This is a genomic window from Pseudomonas sp. CFSAN084952, assembly GCF_009648855.1.
GTDB classification, from domain to species: Bacteria; Pseudomonadota; Gammaproteobacteria; order Pseudomonadales; family Pseudomonadaceae; genus Aquipseudomonas; species Aquipseudomonas paracarnis.
Genome location: NZ_CP045767.1, coordinates 2,355,509 through 2,371,689, shown reverse-complemented (window position 1 = coordinate 2,371,689; position 16,181 = coordinate 2,355,509). Strand labels below are relative to the sequence as shown.

Genomic DNA, 16,181 nt, shown 5'->3' with positions numbered 1-16,181 from the left:
GCCGGTGTGAATGTGGAACGCCACCACGGTCTGGATTAATCAGCAAAACGCGCTTATGCCGGCGAATCGGGTCGGTAAATTCTCTTGAGCGGGTAACAGCTCGGAATGTGCGGGGAAGTTACGGCGCGTCTTTGGGTCTGAGAAGCCGAACAAACACCCATGAGATCGACTGAAACTCTTCAGGGGTCAGCGATTCATTCGCGTCCTTAAGCATCCTGGCCAACCCTGCCTCCAGATAATTTCGGTTGGTCGCCGCCGCCACCTGCAGTCTTGTCGTAGGAAACTCGGCAACTTCTGATCGGGTTATCTGGTTTATAAGGTTGCCCTCCTCCTGCGTGATCACCCCATAGGCGATACCCATCAACCAGTAAGCTACAGCGATTTCCCTCGGGCTCGCGGTGTCGATCGATACCTGGGGAGATGTGAGGCTCTGATCCACATCACTGCTTGGATACCAGGAAGTCGAAGCATGGAAATACCCTCGGGCTATCCCTGGACTCAGGTGCTTAAAAACAGGTGGATGCAGCCATAAGGCCATCAAAAACTGTAACCCTCTGCCCGCATGGCCAGCCGCGGCCTCTTGTCCAGTTTTCTCGCAGAGGGCACGTTGGTACCAACGCTGAACTCGTTGAGTCAGCAGCAATAGCTTTCTGTTATTCGCTAGCGCTCCTTGGGGTGACGACCTGCGCAAGGCAAAATCAACGTCCAATCGCGGCAAGGGGCTGTCCAGATACTCTTGGAAGCCTTGCCACCCCCGATCACATAAATCCTTGGGCCGCTGAATGAGCCTCGAAAGGAGTACAGGACGATCATGAAGCACGCACACTGATACGCCGCGCATCCGCCATGACTGACGCCAAGTGGGTGTATGACACGCTCTGATGTCGTTCTGGAAACACAGCCGGCAATATTTATCGTTTACGCCAAGGGGTACAGTGTTTGATTCCACCATCCCAAAATGAGCGAGGATCTGGGGTCGTTGGGCAGGGCTGAACATATCCAGAAATGCGGATGATTTGTACAGCAGGTCTAGGTCGCCGTTCACACTGGAATCTCGAACTCCAAGACGCAGGATTTCCGTTTCAAAATTCGAATCGATGTAATGTTGGTGGGACATGCGGCTCAGCCACGATGCCAAAGACTCATCGCGCAGCGGCTTCAGTAACCCCGAGAACGCACGCACTGTTGAGCCCGCTACACACGAGTCGCGGGTTGCGGATCGCCAATCCCGTCGTCGGAATATTCGTCGTGTTCGTTCTCGACGAACAGTTGCTGATAAATCCTGCTCTGCGATGCATGAGCGATTGCCCTAACCTGCAATTCAAGCCACTGAATGACCCTAACTGTGAGCCCTATTCGGCCATGTGATTCGCGATACACCTCAAGGATGTCGAGAGTGGCGAGGAAGTCTTCGCCTAACGAGTAAGCCCGGCAGATATCTCCCACAAGGGCGTTGTAGTCGTCCCCAAGCTCCATGGGTTGCAGCACCTCCAACTCACTAGGAATGCCTGCATCCACTAATCTTGAATGGTGGTGCTCCACCCCATCTGTGAGCCCACTCAAAATAATTAACGGTGGTCGTTGCAGGCGGGAGATGGCTACAAGTGTCGCCATGTTGGGCTCGACGCCCCGCCATTCAACATCTTTGTACCTTTGCACATCCTCCACGATCAGGACGTCGTACTGCCGCAACTCAAGAATGCCAGCGCACAGAGTAGATAGACCGTCGTAGCAAGGTATGGAGCTGGACGTACCTACACCCAGACAGTGGAGTAATTTGGCATGCAAGTATTTGTTCCCGGGAAAGGGGGCATCGTCCAACAGCAGCACCCGCCTTCCAAGCCTGCGAGCCCGTCCAGCTGTCCTTTGCATCAACGCCGTTACGCCAGACCCCGAAACACCAGTAATGCAGAGTGCTTTTGGCATTGCTCCGTTATGCGCTGCGATCGAATCTAGGCAACCTCGTAAGATTGGATCGTTGCAGGTACTGGCAATCCACGGGGAAGAGTCAACGGCAGGTCTGATGGCTCGCATTCGCTATTCACTCGTGGCCAAGGTAATGCGCGCGCTCTGAATCAATAGCGCCTGAGCATCGGCTTTGCCCGTGAGTCTGTCCGCAGCAGTTTGGAGGCTCACGACATCGACGTACTCCTCACCTGAAACGATGGCGTAACGACACGCCTCCTTCAAAATGTCGATCATAGTTCTCAATGAGCTATGTTTGCTCCGCTCACGGTATTTTTTACCTTCCTGTATCTGTGCTTCAAAACGAGCAGGCGACGCCAGGCTGTACAGTTTGTCGAGGAAAATGGTTGATGTGACCTCAGAAGGAAGCTGCAGTGGCATGTAGCACATGAAGGCGGCAATGAAAGACGCGAGCAAGTTGTTATTTTTCCACTCTGGCAGCTCAGTCGTGCGATGCCCATAACGCGACTGGATCTGATCATCAAGATCGAGCATTTCCCGCAGATCCTCGATGCCGCACAGGATCACATTCAATCCCCAGTCTTGGTTGGAGAAGCCTTTCAGTGCTTCGAACATGTTGTGCAAGCGCTGGCTCGTCACCCGGAGATTCAGACCATGAGCCTCGTCGAAAATGACTGCACGAATGTTGAGCCTCCGGACAGCTTGCTGCGCTTCTGCATAATCTTTGGCACTAAAGGTGTACGCCCGCCCGCGGACAATCATCCCAAGATCCTGCAAGAACCTTTTCTCCAGATCTACGCCCTTTTTGCGGTTAGACAGATCGATGTACATGACCTTTCCTGCCCAACCTCCCTTGTCGGAAAAGCTCTCTTCGCTCCACCGTTGCGCTAGCCTGCTCTTGCCGACGCCAGGAGCGCCAATGACAGCCATCCCGGGATTAGCCTTGACCCTGGGTAACGAAACCAGAAGCTTGGCGCACTCGGTCAATGCAATGCCGTAGGGATGCGGTACCCAAACATCTCGGTAGCACAAGAGCGCGCGCTCTTCGGGTGGAAGCAGCAGATATTCGCGGGTCTTCTTGGTCAGATGATTGTTCATATGTCTTCATCCAGTTCGGGAATGATGACGGGCATGGGCTCGACTGGTCTGGCATCGCTAGGCTCGCTGGGGTCACTGGGCTCATGGGTAGGCCCGAAATGCCCCATACGTTCGTTCTGAGCGACATCCTCCTGCGCCCTTTGGATGGCCCTTGCCTGCTCCTTCCCCCCTGCCTTGACAAGGTTGAGTTGCTCTTGGGCATCCAGGCGCTTGTCATCGGCATCTGGGTTTAGCCGGCGTGATTTCAGGATCATCTTTTGCTCAGCCAAAGTGAGTGGCTGAGTGTGCTTGTTGACCAACCAGAGCGGATACCATTGATCTTCATGGCGCCCCCATATCCTGTGAAGATTATTAGGGTCGATCTTGATAAAGATCTTTTCGCCGACCATCTTGGTAAATGGGCCAAATTTATAAACCAAATGGCGAGTAACGACGCCATTGCGCGCTACGGTTACTTCACGACCTTCTAGAATATCTATAACAAAGCGGCTAGGGTCAGATACTGTCGGTGGTGAAACGACAACACCGTCATGCAGACCGTACTTACGCTCGAATCGCTGATTCGGTGACAACTGATCTCGGCGACTTTTTCGGTTATTAAACTTGCATATCCAGACGATGATCAACTCAGTGAGCCTCTCTAGTGTATACACAGCTTTTTTATGAGGTTTATAACCGGGCCCCTTCTTGGGTGCCGAAGCTGTGGCACCGTCCAAAGTTTGGACGAAGCTGCGGTTTAATATCCCTAAGCACCGCTCCACACCGCCTCCCGACGGTGGGCGCAGTCTAGGGACGTGCTTGATACCTTCATGGTCGCAGGCAACCCTGAAGCTCTCGGCCATTAGATCAGATCCATGATCTACGACATATTGCGCAGGCTTCCCATATAAGGGCCAGTGGAGATGAGACAGTCCGAACTTTGCCAACAGTGCTGTCTTCGGACATAAGGCCATGTGTATGGCTGCGGATATGCTGGCGCGTTTTGGGGCGCCAAACAGTAGCGCAAACCCCATTATGCCCTGCGTGTCCCGATCACGAACTAGCGTGAGAAACGCCCTGCCCAAAGCGGCACCAGTGACCGAATCTATTGCATGACAATCTAGTGGGGTATGGTCGATGTCGTGGATTCTTCCTGGATAGAATTCTTCAACAGTAGGCGTCGGAAAATGACCGAATTTTGCTTGCGCCGCTTCAGGCCCATCAGTTGACTCAAGCCGTTCTCTCGCTGTCAGCTCGTGCCAGCGTCTCCAGATAGTCGTGCGACTGGGTGGACGCTGGTTAATTTTTTCACACCGCAGCTGTATTTCATCCAGCGCTTCGACGTCATTAGCTCCATATCCCACGCGATGACTCTTAAAAACTGCGGTGATTATCGCGTCCACCTCTGGGTCAATGCGCTTCTCGCCTGAGCGCCTGCCATCTCGCCCGGCGACCTGCGCCCGCCAGTCAGGGTTGAGTAGGAAGATGCGTTTTATTTTATGAAAGATCGTCGAGGCGACCTTTAATTCCGCCAGAGCCTGGCTTTTTGAGATCGGATCGATCTTCGCGCAATGCCTGCTCATTATATCCGTTCGTCGCTGGGCCTCGAGTTCAGCTTCACTAGCAACCTGAGTAATTGGCACTGGCTCATCGTCTCCCAGACTTGCTGGAGAGTGTTCGTAATGTTCGGCCAGCGCTGCGGTGGCCGCTTTGTCTAAATGGCCATCAACTTTGATTAAGTTTTTTTGAGAAACCGTGCGGAAGGTTTCCACCCCGATTTTCGACTTGAGCCTGAAGGTGTTACTTGAGAGGTCGTAGGTCACCACCTCATAAACCGAAGCCGACTGACTAGGGGTTGACGTTTCTTGGGCGGTTATGGGGTCATCAAGGCCAGGAATGCCACTGCCCTGCCCAGAATCCTGCTCTTCGTTCAGCGCAAAATCCCCGGGCAAACTCCAGCTCTTTGCGTCGACGGCTTCACTGGCTTCATCGACCGTCACCAGATCACCGATATGGAACAGGGCGGTCATGGCTACATCGCCTTGATGTCAAACATCAGTCCACGCGGAGTTGCGAATACGGCTTGCTCGGGTTTTTCCGTAGAGAGAAACGATGTGATGTCGCGGATCCGACGGAGCATCAGGGATTTCGTGGGTGCACTCACCCCTGCTGTCGCGCAATAGATTTGGATTAGCCGGCACAGGTCGACTTTGGTACCGAAGACGTCAATGTGACCTGTCTCGGTGAGAACCAAGTTCGTTGCCACCATTTCGGTGATGACACCCTCCCTGATGAAGTCCTCCTCATGTGGGAAAATCTTGGATGGAGATGATGGCTGGGTTGGCGGTTGGCTGGTCGAGTGGGACTGCCGTAGCGGTTGTTTTTGATGGCGCCCTTTGGTCGAAGGGGGTGTGGCCGTTGAGCTGAACCGGTCGTTGCCCTTGGTCGAACTACGAGCAAGTTCGGCGGTGTAGATGTCGGGCTCGCGGCAAGCAATGTAGGCGTAAGCGGCTGCCACCAAATCATCTTTCCCATCTAGGACGTCGTGATTCCCGTTCGGAGTGGCTGACACGATCAATTTTCGCAGTCGCTCCACCCCTTCCAGTGCTGGAATCACCGAAACGTTTTCCTCTTTGGCAGTCCTGACGACGCCATTGCTCCACTTGAGGATCCTGACCCGAGCACCCAATGACTCCTTGCCGATGATCAGGCAGAGCTCGGGATCTTCACCATGTGTGACGAACGCACCAACATAGGTCATGGCAACCCACTCTAGTGAGTAATAACCCTTAAGGTTTAGCAGCATTTAAGGGTTACGCCACGGGAAATTGCGTAGGTTTATAAGCTATTGTTTTTATTGTGAATTAATAAATATTTGTTTCGCTAACCTGCGAAATTTGCGTTTTGAAAAATCGGTAGTTTGTGAAATTTTGTGGGTAAGGGTGATGGGAAACAACGGGTTGAGTGGATTGCGCAGGTTAGTGGGGACAGACATGAGCTACGTAAGTCACTGATTCGACGAATTCGTTTTTACGCCTACTCTCTCAACGGGCCATGTCCATAATGCCGTTTCTCTTCAGGTCAACGACTACCGCTGTTCGTGCAAACTGGTGACGCGGCGCCGTTGCCCAGGCTCGTCCCGTTCATGTACGTCCACTCAGACTCAGGAACCGCGCTTTCAATGATGCCTGGCGGCGAGTACCTTGAAGCCCTCGATGTCGACTCGGTTTGACGCGGGCGCTGGCGAAAGCGCTTGATGAAACTCGCGTTGATCAACTCTTCCACATCCAGATTCAAAGCACAGTTGACTAGCGCCGCTTCGCGCCTCCTACGATAAGCGCGTCGGTAATCTCAGTTCAGCGCACAATCCGCCGCCTTCGCGATTTCTCAAGGTCAGGGTGCCGCCGAGGGCTTGTGCCAGCTGCTGGGCGATAGCCAGGCCCAGGCCCGTGCCGCCGGTGCTGCGGTTGCGCGAATTTTCCACGCGGTAAAATGGCTCAATCACACGGGCCAGCTCCTCTTCGGCAATGCCGGGACCACGATCCATCACGGTCACCGACAGGCTGTCGCCCTCCTCCGGCTCGACCCGCAGCTGCGCGGCACCGGCGAATTTGAGCGCGTTATCCGTGAGGTTTACCAGCACTCGGCGCAGCGCGTGGGGCCGAGTGTGAATCACCGCGTTGCTTTTGCCGCTGAGCTGCACGTCCTTGCCCATGTCCTGGTAGTCGAACACGAGGCTGTCGAGGAATGAATCAAGATCGGTACGGCGGCTTTCCTCGGTGGCGCCATGCACGCTGCGGGCATAGGCAACGCCTTCACGCACCAGATGCTCCATCTCGCCGAGGTCATTCCACAATTTGTCTTTGTCGCCGCAGTCGTCCATCAATTCGGCACGCAGCTTCATGCGCGTGATTGGGGTTTGCAGGTCGTGGGAAATCGCCGCCAGCAGTTGCATGCGTTCTTTCAGATAGGCCGCAATGCGCGCCTGCATGGCATTGAAGGCGATGGCAGCGTGTGCGACTTCGGTCGGGCCTTGTTCATCCAGATGCACCGGGTGAGTGTTGGGATCGAGGTTTTCCACGGCCTGGGCCAGGCGGGTCAGCGGGCTTATGGCAATGCGAACGGCCAGCCACGTGCATAGAATCATCAAGGCCAACTGGCCCAGCAAAACCACCGGCAGCCACGGCGACAACGGCACCATCGAGGGGCGCACGTCGATGGTCACCGGGCTGCCGTCGGCCAGTTTCAGATGGACCTGGAAATGTTTGATAGGCCCGGGAATGTCTGTCACGGTCATCGGGTAATCCTTGCCGATGGCCTCCTTGATCGAGGTCACTGCAATCGGCGTGTCACGCAGAGCGACGCCTGGCGAGCCTTCGTCGAGCAAATAGCGGTAATTGCGTCGATCCAGTTGTTTCAACCAACTCATGCGTTCCTCGGCGGGCAAGCGGTCAAGGATGGCAATGGACGTCGATACATCGGTTTCCAGGTTACCGAGCATGGTGTTTTTCGCGGTTTCGTAACGCTCGTAATACTGCACGCCGAAGGACAAGGCCTGCGCCAGGGTCAGCCCTACCAGAAAGATCAGCGACAGCCGCGAGATGAGGGTACGAGGCCAATGCAGCGAAGGCTTCATGCCGGTGCTCCAAGCACTTGCACCGGCAGCGAGAAGACATACCCCTCGCTGCGTACGGTTTTGATGTAAGCCGGCTCGCGCGCATCGTCAAGCAGGCGTTGGCGCAGGCGGCTGACCAGCAGATCAATGGAACGGTCGAACAGGTCGGCGTCACGGCCCTGGGTCAGGTTGAGCAACTGGTCGCGATTGAGTACCCGTTGCGGATGGTCGAGGAACACCCGCAGCAGGCGATATTCAGCGCCGCTGAGGGCGACCATGGTGCCGTCTTCATCAAGCAGATGGCGGGCGGAGGTGTCCAGGCGCCAGCGCCCGAACCCCAGCCACCTTCCGGTTTCGGTAACGACCAGGTTGGGCGGCAGCATGCGCGTACGGCGCAGCACAGCGTTGATGCGTGCCAGCAATTCACGGGCGGCGAACGGCTTGACCAGGTAATCGTCGGCGCCCATTTCCAAGCCGATGATGCGATCGGTTTCGTCGTTGCGGGCGGTCAGCATCAGCACCGGCGTGGCCTTGTGTTTGCCGGCGCGAATGTCCCGGCAGAGCACCAGGCCATCGTCGCCGGGCATCATGATGTCCAGCACGATCAGGTCTACCGGCGTGGCCTCGAGAAACGAGCGCATCTGGCGGCCATCGGCAACCACGGTGGTGCGCAGGCCGTTCTTCTTCAGGTAGTTGCCTACCATCTCTCGAATCTCACGGTCATCGTCCACGATGAGGATGTGATCAACGTGTTCCATGGGCCAAGCCTCTGTCAATGGGAATTGCGGCTCAGTCTATAGAGGCTGAGCCCGTTCGCCCGCGGCGGTTTGTATTGCAGTGTATCTGCTGTGGCGAAGGATACATGCAGAGGCAAAAATCACAATTTTCTAGGCTTTGTATGGCTGTGTATCGGGACGGGGTCCTGATACGAACCGATTTATCCGCGCCGGTTTTTGACACAGACGAGATACCTCGCGGGCTTCTAATGAGCCACATCGAGGCCAACCCTAGCGCCTCGGCTCAACCGAACGACCCAGACCTTGAAGCCTTGAGGAAACGACCATGAACACCAATACCCTCTATGCCACTTGCCTGTTTGCCGCCCTGAATATCTGCACCTTCTCGGCCCGCGCCGAAGCCGACGTCACGCCGCAAACCTACACCTACGACACGCATCTGGACATCCAGAAAGTCGTGGCATTGACAGAGGATGCCGGGGCTGCCTGCGGCATTGTCGATGCCCAACTGACCTACCTGAATTCGCAGGGCAAGACCGAGATCCTGAACTACCGCAAATTTGCCGAGTGCCACAGCGATAACTGAGCCCGGCCCACATTTCATCAGGAGACCCTTATGTTCCTCATCGCATTCCTGGGCGGCTTATTGACCGTCCTCAGCCCTTGTATCCTGCCGGTCGTGCCATTTCTGTTCGCGGGTATCGACCGCACACGCTCATCGATCCTGCTTACCCTTGGTGGCATGGTCCTGACCTTCGCGCTGGTTTCCAGCCTGGCCGTGGTCAGCAGTGAATGGATGATTCAGGCCAACAACACCGGGCGTCATGTGGCACTGGTGGTGATGGCGCTGTTTGCCTTGTCGCTGATCTCGGCGCGAATCAGTGGCTGGCTGGCCAGCCCGTTCGTGTTACTGGGCAATTGCCTCGACCCCCAGACGCGCAAAATGTCCGGGGCGCTGGGTTCACTGATGATCGGCGTCGCCACCGGCCTGCTCTGGGCGCCGTGCGCCGGGCCTATCCTCGGGGTGATCCTTACCGGCGCCATGCTGCAAGGCGCCAATGCGCAAACCAGCCTGCTGCTGGTGGCCTACGGCCTGGGCAGTGCACTGTCGTTGGGTACGCTGATTTTCGCCGGACGTGGTTTAGTCAATCGCCTGAAGGCCTCGATTCCGGTTACTGGTTGGCTGCGGCGCGCCACCGGTTTTGCGGTCCTGGCCGCAGCGCTGATGATTTCTACCGGTGCCGACAAAACGCTGTTGGCCGGGGCGTCGTCCGAAGGCGTCAGCGTGCTGGAAAACGGGGTGCTGCAAAGCGTCCCCAAAGTCGTCGAATACCTGGTAAGCAAGGCCAAGGCCGAACCCACCCTCGACAACGCCCGAGGCCCGATGCCGTCGCTTTCTGGCGCGGTGGAATGGCTCAATTCGCCCGCACTGACCAGTGAATCGCTCAGAGGCAAGGTGGTGCTCGTCGATTTCTGGACTTACGACTGCATCAATTGCCAGCATACCCTGCCGTACGTGAAGGACTGGGCGCAGAAGTACCAGAAGGATGGCTTGGTGGTAATCGGCGTCCACACCCCGGAATACGGTTTTGAACGCATCATCAGCAATGTCAGGGATGAGGTGAAAAAGCTCGGCATCACTTACCCGGTAGCCATCGATAACAACTACGCGATCTGGCGCAACTTCGATAACCAGTACTGGCCCGCGCACTACCTGATCGACGCCAAAGGGCAAGTGCGTTTCACCCACTTCGGAGAAGGTCGCTACGAGACGCAGGAAAAGATGATTCAGCAACTGCTGCAGGAGGCGAAAGCTCCAGCCGCGTAACCCTTGAAAACCCATGGCCCACAGGCAACGTGCTGTGGGCCATTAGCTTTTTCTCCTGCGGCCTGGGTTGCGCGACCACCCTCTCCCGCCAACCCCAGGCTAATCCGACACGATGCTTTTGGCCTCAAGAAATGCTTGCAGCCCAAAGACTCCAAACTCCCGGCCGACACCGGACTGCTTTACCCCGCCGAACGGCGCCAGCAGCTCTGGCGAAATTCTGTTGATCAACACCGAGCCGGCCTGCAGCTGGGTCGCCAGGTGTTGGGCACGGTCCGGTTGCCCGCGATAAGCACAACGCCCGGTATGCCCAGGCGTTGGCCGCGTCGAATCCCCTCTCCCGCGTTTCAGCGTTGCACAACTTCAAAACGAAACCCGCCGGGCGACGTGCAAAACTCGCCTCGGCGTAGAACGCTGAAAACGCCGCTTCGCCCCTGGCGTGTCATTTCGCCGTGGCGGCTCTTTCGATGAGGCGGGCAACCGGTTCCGGGTTCGAAACCATCACCACATGTGAAGCGCCCTTGACCACTTCCACGGCTTTGGCAGCGGCGCGCTTGGCCATGAATGCCATGGCTTGCGGGGGAATGTTCTTGTCCTTGTCGCCGTAGATGTACCAGGACGGTATATGCTTCCAGGCAGGGCTGCCGGACGCTTCGTTGAGCGCCGCTTCCGTTACCGGGCGTTGGGTGGCGGCCATCAATGCCGCCTCTTTAGCGGGGACGTCAGCGGCGAACTGGTTGTGAAACTTGTCCTGCTGGATGTACAAGTCCTTGCCCCCATCGGCCAGCGGTACAGGCGCAGCCAGCGTTGGGCCCAGCGTACTGCCCGGGAATTTGCCGGCCAGCCCGGCGACGGTTTCCCCGGCCTCAGGTGCAAACGCACTGACGTAAACCAGGGCTTTGACGTTTGCATGATCGTTGGCCGCGTCACTGATAACGTTGCCGCCATAGGAGTGGCCGACCAACACCACCGGCGAATGAATGCTCGTCAACAATGCCGAGATTGCCGAACCATCGCTCTTTACACTGCGCAATGGGTTGGCAGCGGCAACCACTGGATAACCGTCCTTCTCGAGAATCTTCACGACCCCATTCCAACTCGACGCATCGGCAAAGGCGCCATGTACGAGCACAATCGTGGGTTTTTCAGTTTGCGACCAGGCGTGTGTCGCCATGCTCAGGCTGACGGCGACGGCCAGTGCGGTTACTACTTCTTTCATTGTTGACTCCAGGTTTGACGGGAAATCAGGGAGCGAAGCGAGTGAAGACAAAATCGTGATTACGCACTCGCGCCTGGTGACAGGCGAAGCAGGTTTGGTGTTGGGCTTCATCGGCCGGTTTACCGTTGATAAACCGCCCGAATCCCCAACCACCGGTTGCTGCATATTTTTTCGAGTCCTTGACCATCACCTGCACGGTCGTGGCCGGCCCCGGGATGGACGCCGGCTCGAATTCCGGGGACTGCACATGTTTCCAGGCCAGCTTTACCAGCACCGTGCCATCAGGGAATGGCAGCGTTGAATCCTGATAAGCCTTGATGGCCAAGTCATTGCCCAGCACGGCTCGCAGTTCGTTCAAGGGGGCCGCTTCCTGCGCCGGCGCAATCAGCGGCCATAGGCGGTAGTTTTCCGGCAATTTCACGCCATAGATTGGTGAGGCGTCGCCAGTACTGGCGTCGCCCGAGGCCACACCGGCAGCGCTCAACGCTGCGATTGCAATGGCAGCCGACATCGCGGCCAGAAATTTCAGCTTCATCATCGCCATCCTCTCAGCCGGTTTTCAAAGATGATCGGCGTCGATCACCGCCTGGGCGAAGGCTTTCGGCGCTTCCTGCGGCAAGTTGTGGCCTACACCACCGGTGATCAATCGGTACTCATACTTGCCAGTGAAGCGCTTGGCGTACGCTTGGGCAGGTGGGTGCGGTGCGCCGTTCGCATCACCTTCCAGGGTGATGGTGGGCACACTGATGGATGGAAATGCCGCGAGTTTCTTCTCCAGCGCGTCGTATCTGGCCTCGCCCTTGACCAACCCCAGGCGCCAGCGATAGTTGAAAATCGACACGGCCACGTGATCAGGGTTTTGCAAGGACGCCGCGCTGCGCTCATAAGTGGCGCCGTCGAAATTCCACTGTGGCGACGCCAGCTTCCAGATGAGCTTGGCGAAGTCATGGGTGTTTTTCTCGTAGCCCAGGCGCCCGCGCTCGGTCGCGAAATAGAACTGGTACCACCACTGCAGTTCGGCGGCTGGCGGCAATGGCGCCTTGCCCGCCTCTTGGCTACCTATCAGGTAACCGCTCACAGCGACCAGGGCTTTCACTCTTTCCGGCCACAGTGCGGCAACGATATCCGCAGTGCGGGCGCCCCAGTCAAACCCACCCAGCACCGCGGTCTTGATCTTCAGCGCGTCCATGAAGTCGATCAGGTCGGTCGCCAGCGCAGCAGGTTGACCATTGCGAATGGTCTTGGCCGAGAGAAAATGCGTATCGCCATAACCACGCGCAGAAGGGATCAACACTCGATATCCCTTGTCCGCCAAAGCAGGCGCGACATCAGCGTATGCGTTGATATCGTAGGGCCAGCCGTGCAACAAAATGACCACAGGGCCATCGGCTGGGCCGAGTTCCGCGTAAGAAACGTTCAGCAACCCCGCTTTCACATGCTTAAGTGCACCGAGAGAGGTGTGAGCTCCCGGGTTGATCGCCCCAATGGTGGACGCGGGTACATCAGCCGCGTTGGCTTGGGAAAAACCGACAGCCACCGCCGCGAATTGCAGCACTGCTGCTGCCAACAGCGATGGGGCAAGACCCCGCAGGCGGCTGGATTTATTTTGATTGTTCAGCAAGGTCATCTCCATGGTATTTCTCCGTAGCGAGCCGCCGAATAGCGGCCCGGTGTGTTGGCTCGATTGCGTGTGAGCTACCGGGCTGTCTTCGTTGCACTCAGCTTGGCGCGCAGCGGCCGGAAGGCCTCCCGCAACTCTTCGCTGAACAATTGAGGTTGCTCCCAGGAAGCGAAGTGGCCGCCCTTGTTAACCTGGTTGTAGTAGGAAAGTGATGGGTAAGCGCGTTGCGCCCAGCTTTTTGGCGCCTGATAGATCTCGTGCGGGAAGACCGTGATCGCCACCGGCACCTTGATGCTTGCGGTGTTCTGCGCGGCAGCGCTGAAATTGTTGTTGTTGTTTTCCCAGTAGAAACGCGATGACGATGCGCCTGCGTTCGTCAGCCAGTACAGGCTGATATCGTCCAGCATCTCGTCACGGGTCAATACCCGTTCAGGCTGGCCATCACTGTCCGTCCACGCGGCGATTTTTTCGTACATCCACGCCGCAGTTCCGGTAGGCGAATCGGCCAGCAGGTAACCGATAGTCTGCGGGCGCGTAACCATCATCGCGCCGTATGCTGCATTGCGGCCGAAGAAGGTGCTCAAGGAATCAAACGCCTTGCGTTCAGGCTCAGTGAGCCCGTCAGGGGCCGGGTCACCACTATTGATCGGCTTGACCAATTCGGGCGGGATGGTGGCCGGCATGTTCAAGTGAATGCCCAACAGCCCCGGCGGATTCAGGCGGCCCAATGCATCCGATATGACCGAACCGTGATCTCCGCCCTGGGAAACATAGTGGGTATAACCCAGACGCTTGATGAGCACATCCCAAGCCTTCGCGACTCGATCCGGCCCCCAGCCCAATTCAGTTGGCTTACCGGAAAAACCGTGTCCCGGAATCGATGGAATGATCACGTCGAACGAATCTTCAACCCTACCGCCGTAAGCAACGGGATCCGTCAGCGGGCCGATAGTCTTCAAGAACTCAAACTGTGAGCCAGGCCATCCGTGTGTCAGAAGCAGCGGCATCGCGTTGGGGTTTGGCGAGCGAACATGGATGAATTGAATATCCACGCCGTCGATAGTCGTGATGAATTCAGGCAGCGCATTGAGCTTCGCTTCGGCCTTGCGCCAGTCATAGCCGCTGCCCCAATACTTCACCAGCGCCTGGACCTGGGCCAACTGCACGCCTTGGGAAACGTCGTTGACGGTCTCTTTGTCCGGCCAGCGGGTCGCCGCAATGCGCTTTTTCAGATCGGCCAATTGCGCTTCATCGACGTGAATTCGATAAGGTCTAATCGATTCGGGATGGGTCGAGGCCGAGCTGGCACCTGACGCATCGACGGCCGGGCCAGCAGCCCAGGCAGCACCGCTGCCGGCTATCAGGGCCAACCCCAAAGCGCCCATTCTCACGGAAGAAGCCAGACAATGGCGCCAGGTGAAACCGAACGTAGCTGCAGGCATTTTGAATTTCCTATAAGTCATTGGTCGACAACGTCGCGAAACGCGCAGGGATAACCGCGAGTTAAATGAGTCATCCATTGAAAAAGGTTTGCGCCTTCTCGATGGGTTCATTTAAAGCCCCGCGGGTATCCCGTATGTGTCATCAACCGACTTAAAGGAATCGCTGTGTATCTATCCAAAGCGCAGATACAAAACGATACAAACCGACCACTCGCTCATAAAAAAGCCAATGCCCCGACTTGTCGGGGCATTGGCTTTTCTGGGACCTGGAAAACATAAGGGCTTTTCAGCCCATCAAGCTCGGCAAAGGGCACCGCGTCGATTGCCAGGCAGCATGACTTGGCTACCCAAGGAACAGGCAGTTCCCCCGCTCCACTTCACGCCCTTCCACGCCTGCAAGAAACTGCAGAAATTTGCCCCTGATTCTGGTTAGCGTTCACCATCGTTTCTACCGCGTTAGCAATCTTATTGAAGCTACTGCTGTTCAGCGACCAAGCAATCTCTTCAGCACCAGTAGAGCAACAGCCCCGATTGCCAGTGCCGCAACCGGTTTTTCTTTGACGAATGTAGAAACGCTGTCCAGTGCGTCACCATAGGTTTGCGTCAGTTGACCCGCAGCCTGGCGTCCAGCGCCCTCAGCTTCCAACTTCGAATCACCAAAAAGCTTCCCGACTGCGCTCTGCGCTTTGCCAGCAACCTTTTCTACAACGCCTTCTACCTGTTCGCTCTTCATGATTAACCAAACCTTCGTGTGTGATTGGGTAACCCAGGAAAAACCTGGGTTTGAGGCAACGTGCAAAGCGTTAGGTGGACAGGCTTATTGATTAGTTCAAAGTTGATGAGCCTCACTTAGTCTAGATCAACCGATAAGTCTTCTTCCCTATAGCGGCATCGTGATAGGGGTTTTCGCCCGGGACACATCGCGTGCGCACGCACGGGCGTCCCTCGCAGTCAATAATGGCGGCGTCACCACCCTGGCGTTTCAACGCTTCTATGTTTTGCTCAAGCGCCGCTAACTCTCGTTGCCTTTGCGCTCTTCATCTTGAATTCGATCAAAGGACTTTATATATCTGCGAAACCACCCGCCTCATCGCCTCCTCAATCGTCCCTTCATTGCGACAGATCACCCACCCCTGCCCCACCGCCGCTCGTTCAAACGCCTCGGTACACACAACTTGCTCCTCCAGCTTAAACATCACCGTACTGCTCAGCCCGCGCCGTCGTGCTGCCGCCCGTGCCCAGGATATTTGCGCCGCGGTGACAACCCCCACATGCAAATCCGGCACTTGCACCTGCCGATCAATGTTCAGTTCAAGAATGTCTGCAAAGGGTATCAATCGACGAAACGCAGCATCAGACGGGTACCAGCGATCCATCAGGATGATGCTGTCAGGTGGCTGTGCGGCCAGTACGTGCTGGGTAATCCAGCTGCGGCTGTCAGCAAAGCGCTCACACACCTCAAGTTCCAGATCCCGGCTGGGGTCTCTGGCGAATTTGTTAACCAGCGCCATCGTTTGCGCTCGATAGGGATCGCTCTTGCGCTCGCACAGTCGGACGACCTTTTTATTGTCGGCCCTCAACGCTGTCGTAACGGCCTCCAACAGCGTGGTTTTGCCGGTACCCTTGGGCCCATCCAACGAAATAAACAGCGCCCGAGTCATACGAGCGCTGCGTCATCGTTAAGGTTGTACAGTTCCATGGGGCCTCTAGTTTGAGCGT

16 protein-coding genes and 1 pseudogene are annotated in these 16,181 nt (G+C 56.6%); 2 read left to right on the top strand and 15 right to left on the bottom strand.

Going from position 1 to position 16,181, the window contains the following annotated elements; translation table 11 throughout:
* Positions 1-118: 118 nt before the first annotated feature.
* The 7 genes from GH769_RS10735 to GH769_RS10705 form a co-directional block, all read right to left on the bottom strand.
* Positions 119-1,153: a TniQ family protein gene (locus GH769_RS10735; protein ID WP_306108848.1), complete on the bottom strand. Its 1,035-nt coding sequence runs from the start codon at positions 1,151-1,153 to the stop codon at positions 119-121.
* Between the two features lie 41 nt (positions 1,154-1,194).
* A complete protein-coding gene (locus tag GH769_RS10730; RefSeq protein WP_239688373.1) occupies positions 1,195-1,830 on the bottom strand; it encodes a hypothetical protein in 636 nt (211 codons plus the stop codon).
* Positions 1,831-2,037: 207 nt separating this feature from the next.
* Positions 2,038-3,024, bottom strand: a complete 987-nt coding sequence (locus GH769_RS10725; RefSeq protein WP_032902598.1) for a TniB family NTP-binding protein — start codon at positions 3,022-3,024, stop codon at positions 2,038-2,040.
* Complete coding sequence (locus GH769_RS10720; RefSeq protein ID WP_153649757.1) at positions 3,021-5,033, bottom strand: Mu transposase C-terminal domain-containing protein; 2,013 nt, start codon at positions 5,031-5,033, stop codon at positions 3,021-3,023. Before GH769_RS10720 ends, GH769_RS10725 begins: the two co-directional genes overlap by 4 nt.
* Before the next feature lie 2 nt (positions 5,034-5,035).
* Positions 5,036-5,764 carry a hypothetical protein gene (locus tag GH769_RS10715; protein ID WP_032902635.1) on the bottom strand — a complete coding sequence of 243 codons (729 nt, stop codon included), beginning with the start codon at positions 5,762-5,764 and terminating at the stop codon, positions 5,036-5,038.
* A 567-nt stretch (positions 5,765-6,331) separates the two neighbouring features.
* Entirely contained in the window at positions 6,332-7,639 is a 1,308-nt protein-coding gene (locus tag GH769_RS10710; RefSeq protein ID WP_032902600.1) for a HAMP domain-containing sensor histidine kinase, read from the bottom strand.
* On the bottom strand, positions 7,636-8,376 hold the full coding sequence (locus GH769_RS10705) for a response regulator (RefSeq protein WP_014718447.1): 741 nt from the start codon (positions 8,374-8,376) through the stop codon (positions 7,636-7,638). The genes GH769_RS10710 and GH769_RS10705 overlap by 4 nt, the downstream gene beginning before the upstream one ends.
* Positions 8,377-8,680: 304 nt before the next feature.
* Between GH769_RS10705 and GH769_RS10700 the strand changes: the two genes are divergently transcribed.
* Together GH769_RS10700 and GH769_RS10695 are read left to right on the top strand one after the other, a co-directional pair.
* Positions 8,681-8,941: a DUF2790 domain-containing protein gene (locus tag GH769_RS10700; protein ID WP_032902601.1), complete on the top strand. Its 261-nt coding sequence runs from the start codon at positions 8,681-8,683 to the stop codon at positions 8,939-8,941.
* Positions 8,942-8,971: 30 nt separating this feature from the next.
* Positions 8,972-10,183 carry a cytochrome c biogenesis protein DipZ gene (locus GH769_RS10695; protein ID WP_032902602.1) on the top strand — a complete coding sequence of 404 codons (1,212 nt, stop codon included), beginning with the start codon at positions 8,972-8,974 and terminating at the stop codon, positions 10,181-10,183.
* 99 nt (positions 10,184-10,282) lie between these two features.
* Here the strand turns inward: GH769_RS10695 and GH769_RS10690 are convergent, their stop codons facing one another.
* The 8 genes and pseudogenes from GH769_RS10690 to GH769_RS10655 all read right to left on the bottom strand — a co-directional run bounded on the left by GH769_RS10690 (position 10,283) and on the right by GH769_RS10655 (position 16,123).
* Positions 10,283-10,414 (bottom strand): aldehyde dehydrogenase family protein, encoded by a 132-nt coding sequence (locus GH769_RS10690; RefSeq protein ID WP_014718444.1) that lies wholly within the window; start codon positions 10,412-10,414, stop codon positions 10,283-10,285.
* 118 nt (positions 10,415-10,532) lie between these two features.
* Positions 10,533-10,610, bottom strand: a pseudogene (locus GH769_RS29070) (creatininase family protein); the annotation flags it as partial.
* Positions 10,611-10,622: 12 nt separating this feature from the next.
* On the bottom strand, positions 10,623-11,399 hold the full coding sequence (locus tag GH769_RS10680; RefSeq protein ID WP_032902604.1) for an alpha/beta fold hydrolase: 777 nt from the start codon (positions 11,397-11,399) through the stop codon (positions 10,623-10,625).
* Between the two features lie 25 nt (positions 11,400-11,424).
* The gene (locus tag GH769_RS10675; RefSeq protein ID WP_032902606.1) at positions 11,425-11,934 is read right to left on the bottom strand and encodes a cytochrome P460 family protein; all 510 of its coding nucleotides are present in this window, start codon (positions 11,932-11,934) and stop codon (positions 11,425-11,427) included.
* Positions 11,935-11,958: 24 nt separating this feature from the next.
* Complete coding sequence (locus GH769_RS10670) at positions 11,959-13,032, bottom strand: alpha/beta fold hydrolase (protein ID WP_032902608.1); 1,074 nt, start codon at positions 13,030-13,032, stop codon at positions 11,959-11,961.
* Between the two features lie 62 nt (positions 13,033-13,094).
* Entirely contained in the window at positions 13,095-14,462 is a 1,368-nt protein-coding gene (locus tag GH769_RS10665) for an epoxide hydrolase family protein (RefSeq protein ID WP_032902609.1), read from the bottom strand.
* A 484-nt stretch (positions 14,463-14,946) separates the two neighbouring features.
* Positions 14,947-15,195 (bottom strand): CsbD family protein, encoded by a 249-nt coding sequence (locus tag GH769_RS10660; protein WP_014718439.1) that lies wholly within the window; start codon positions 15,193-15,195, stop codon positions 14,947-14,949.
* A gap of 319 nt (positions 15,196-15,514) precedes the next feature.
* Positions 15,515-16,123, bottom strand: coding sequence for a dTMP kinase (locus GH769_RS10655; RefSeq protein WP_014718438.1), 609 nt, complete (start codon positions 16,121-16,123; stop codon positions 15,515-15,517).
* Positions 16,124-16,181: the final 58 nt, after the last annotated feature.

What these genes read in the sequence shown, in the direction of transcription:
- GH769_RS10720 (WP_153649757.1), bottom strand. Translation starts at nt 5,033, where the DNA reads ATGACCGCCCTGTTCCATATCGGTGATCTGGTGACGGTCGATGAAGCC.
- GH769_RS10725 (WP_032902598.1), bottom strand. Translation starts at nt 3,024, where the DNA reads ATGAACAATCATCTGACCAAGAAGACCCGCGAATATCTGCTGCTTCCA.
- GH769_RS10660 (WP_014718439.1), bottom strand. Translation starts at nt 15,195, where the DNA reads ATGAAGAGCGAACAGGTAGAAGGCGTTGTAGAAAAGGTTGCTGGCAAA.
- GH769_RS10695 (WP_032902602.1), top strand. Translation starts at nt 8,972, where the DNA reads ATGTTCCTCATCGCATTCCTGGGCGGCTTATTGACCGTCCTCAGCCCT.
- GH769_RS10705 (WP_014718447.1), bottom strand. Translation starts at nt 8,376, where the DNA reads ATGGAACACGTTGATCACATCCTCATCGTGGACGATGACCGTGAGATT.
- GH769_RS10715 (WP_032902635.1), bottom strand. Translation starts at nt 5,764, where the DNA reads ATGACCTATGTTGGTGCGTTCGTCACACATGGTGAAGATCCCGAGCTC.
- GH769_RS10700 (WP_032902601.1), top strand. Translation starts at nt 8,681, where the DNA reads ATGAACACCAATACCCTCTATGCCACTTGCCTGTTTGCCGCCCTGAAT.
- GH769_RS10680 (WP_032902604.1), bottom strand. Translation starts at nt 11,399, where the DNA reads ATGAAAGAAGTAGTAACCGCACTGGCCGTCGCCGTCAGCCTGAGCATG.
- GH769_RS10665 (WP_032902609.1), bottom strand. Translation starts at nt 14,462, where the DNA reads ATGCCTGCAGCTACGTTCGGTTTCACCTGGCGCCATTGTCTGGCTTCT.
- GH769_RS10655 (WP_014718438.1), bottom strand. Translation starts at nt 16,123, where the DNA reads ATGACTCGGGCGCTGTTTATTTCGTTGGATGGGCCCAAGGGTACCGGC.
- GH769_RS10710 (WP_032902600.1), bottom strand. Translation starts at nt 7,639, where the DNA reads ATGAAGCCTTCGCTGCATTGGCCTCGTACCCTCATCTCGCGGCTGTCG.
- GH769_RS10675 (WP_032902606.1), bottom strand. Translation starts at nt 11,934, where the DNA reads ATGAAGCTGAAATTTCTGGCCGCGATGTCGGCTGCCATTGCAATCGCA.
- GH769_RS10670 (WP_032902608.1), bottom strand. Translation starts at nt 13,032, where the DNA reads ATGGAGATGACCTTGCTGAACAATCAAAATAAATCCAGCCGCCTGCGG.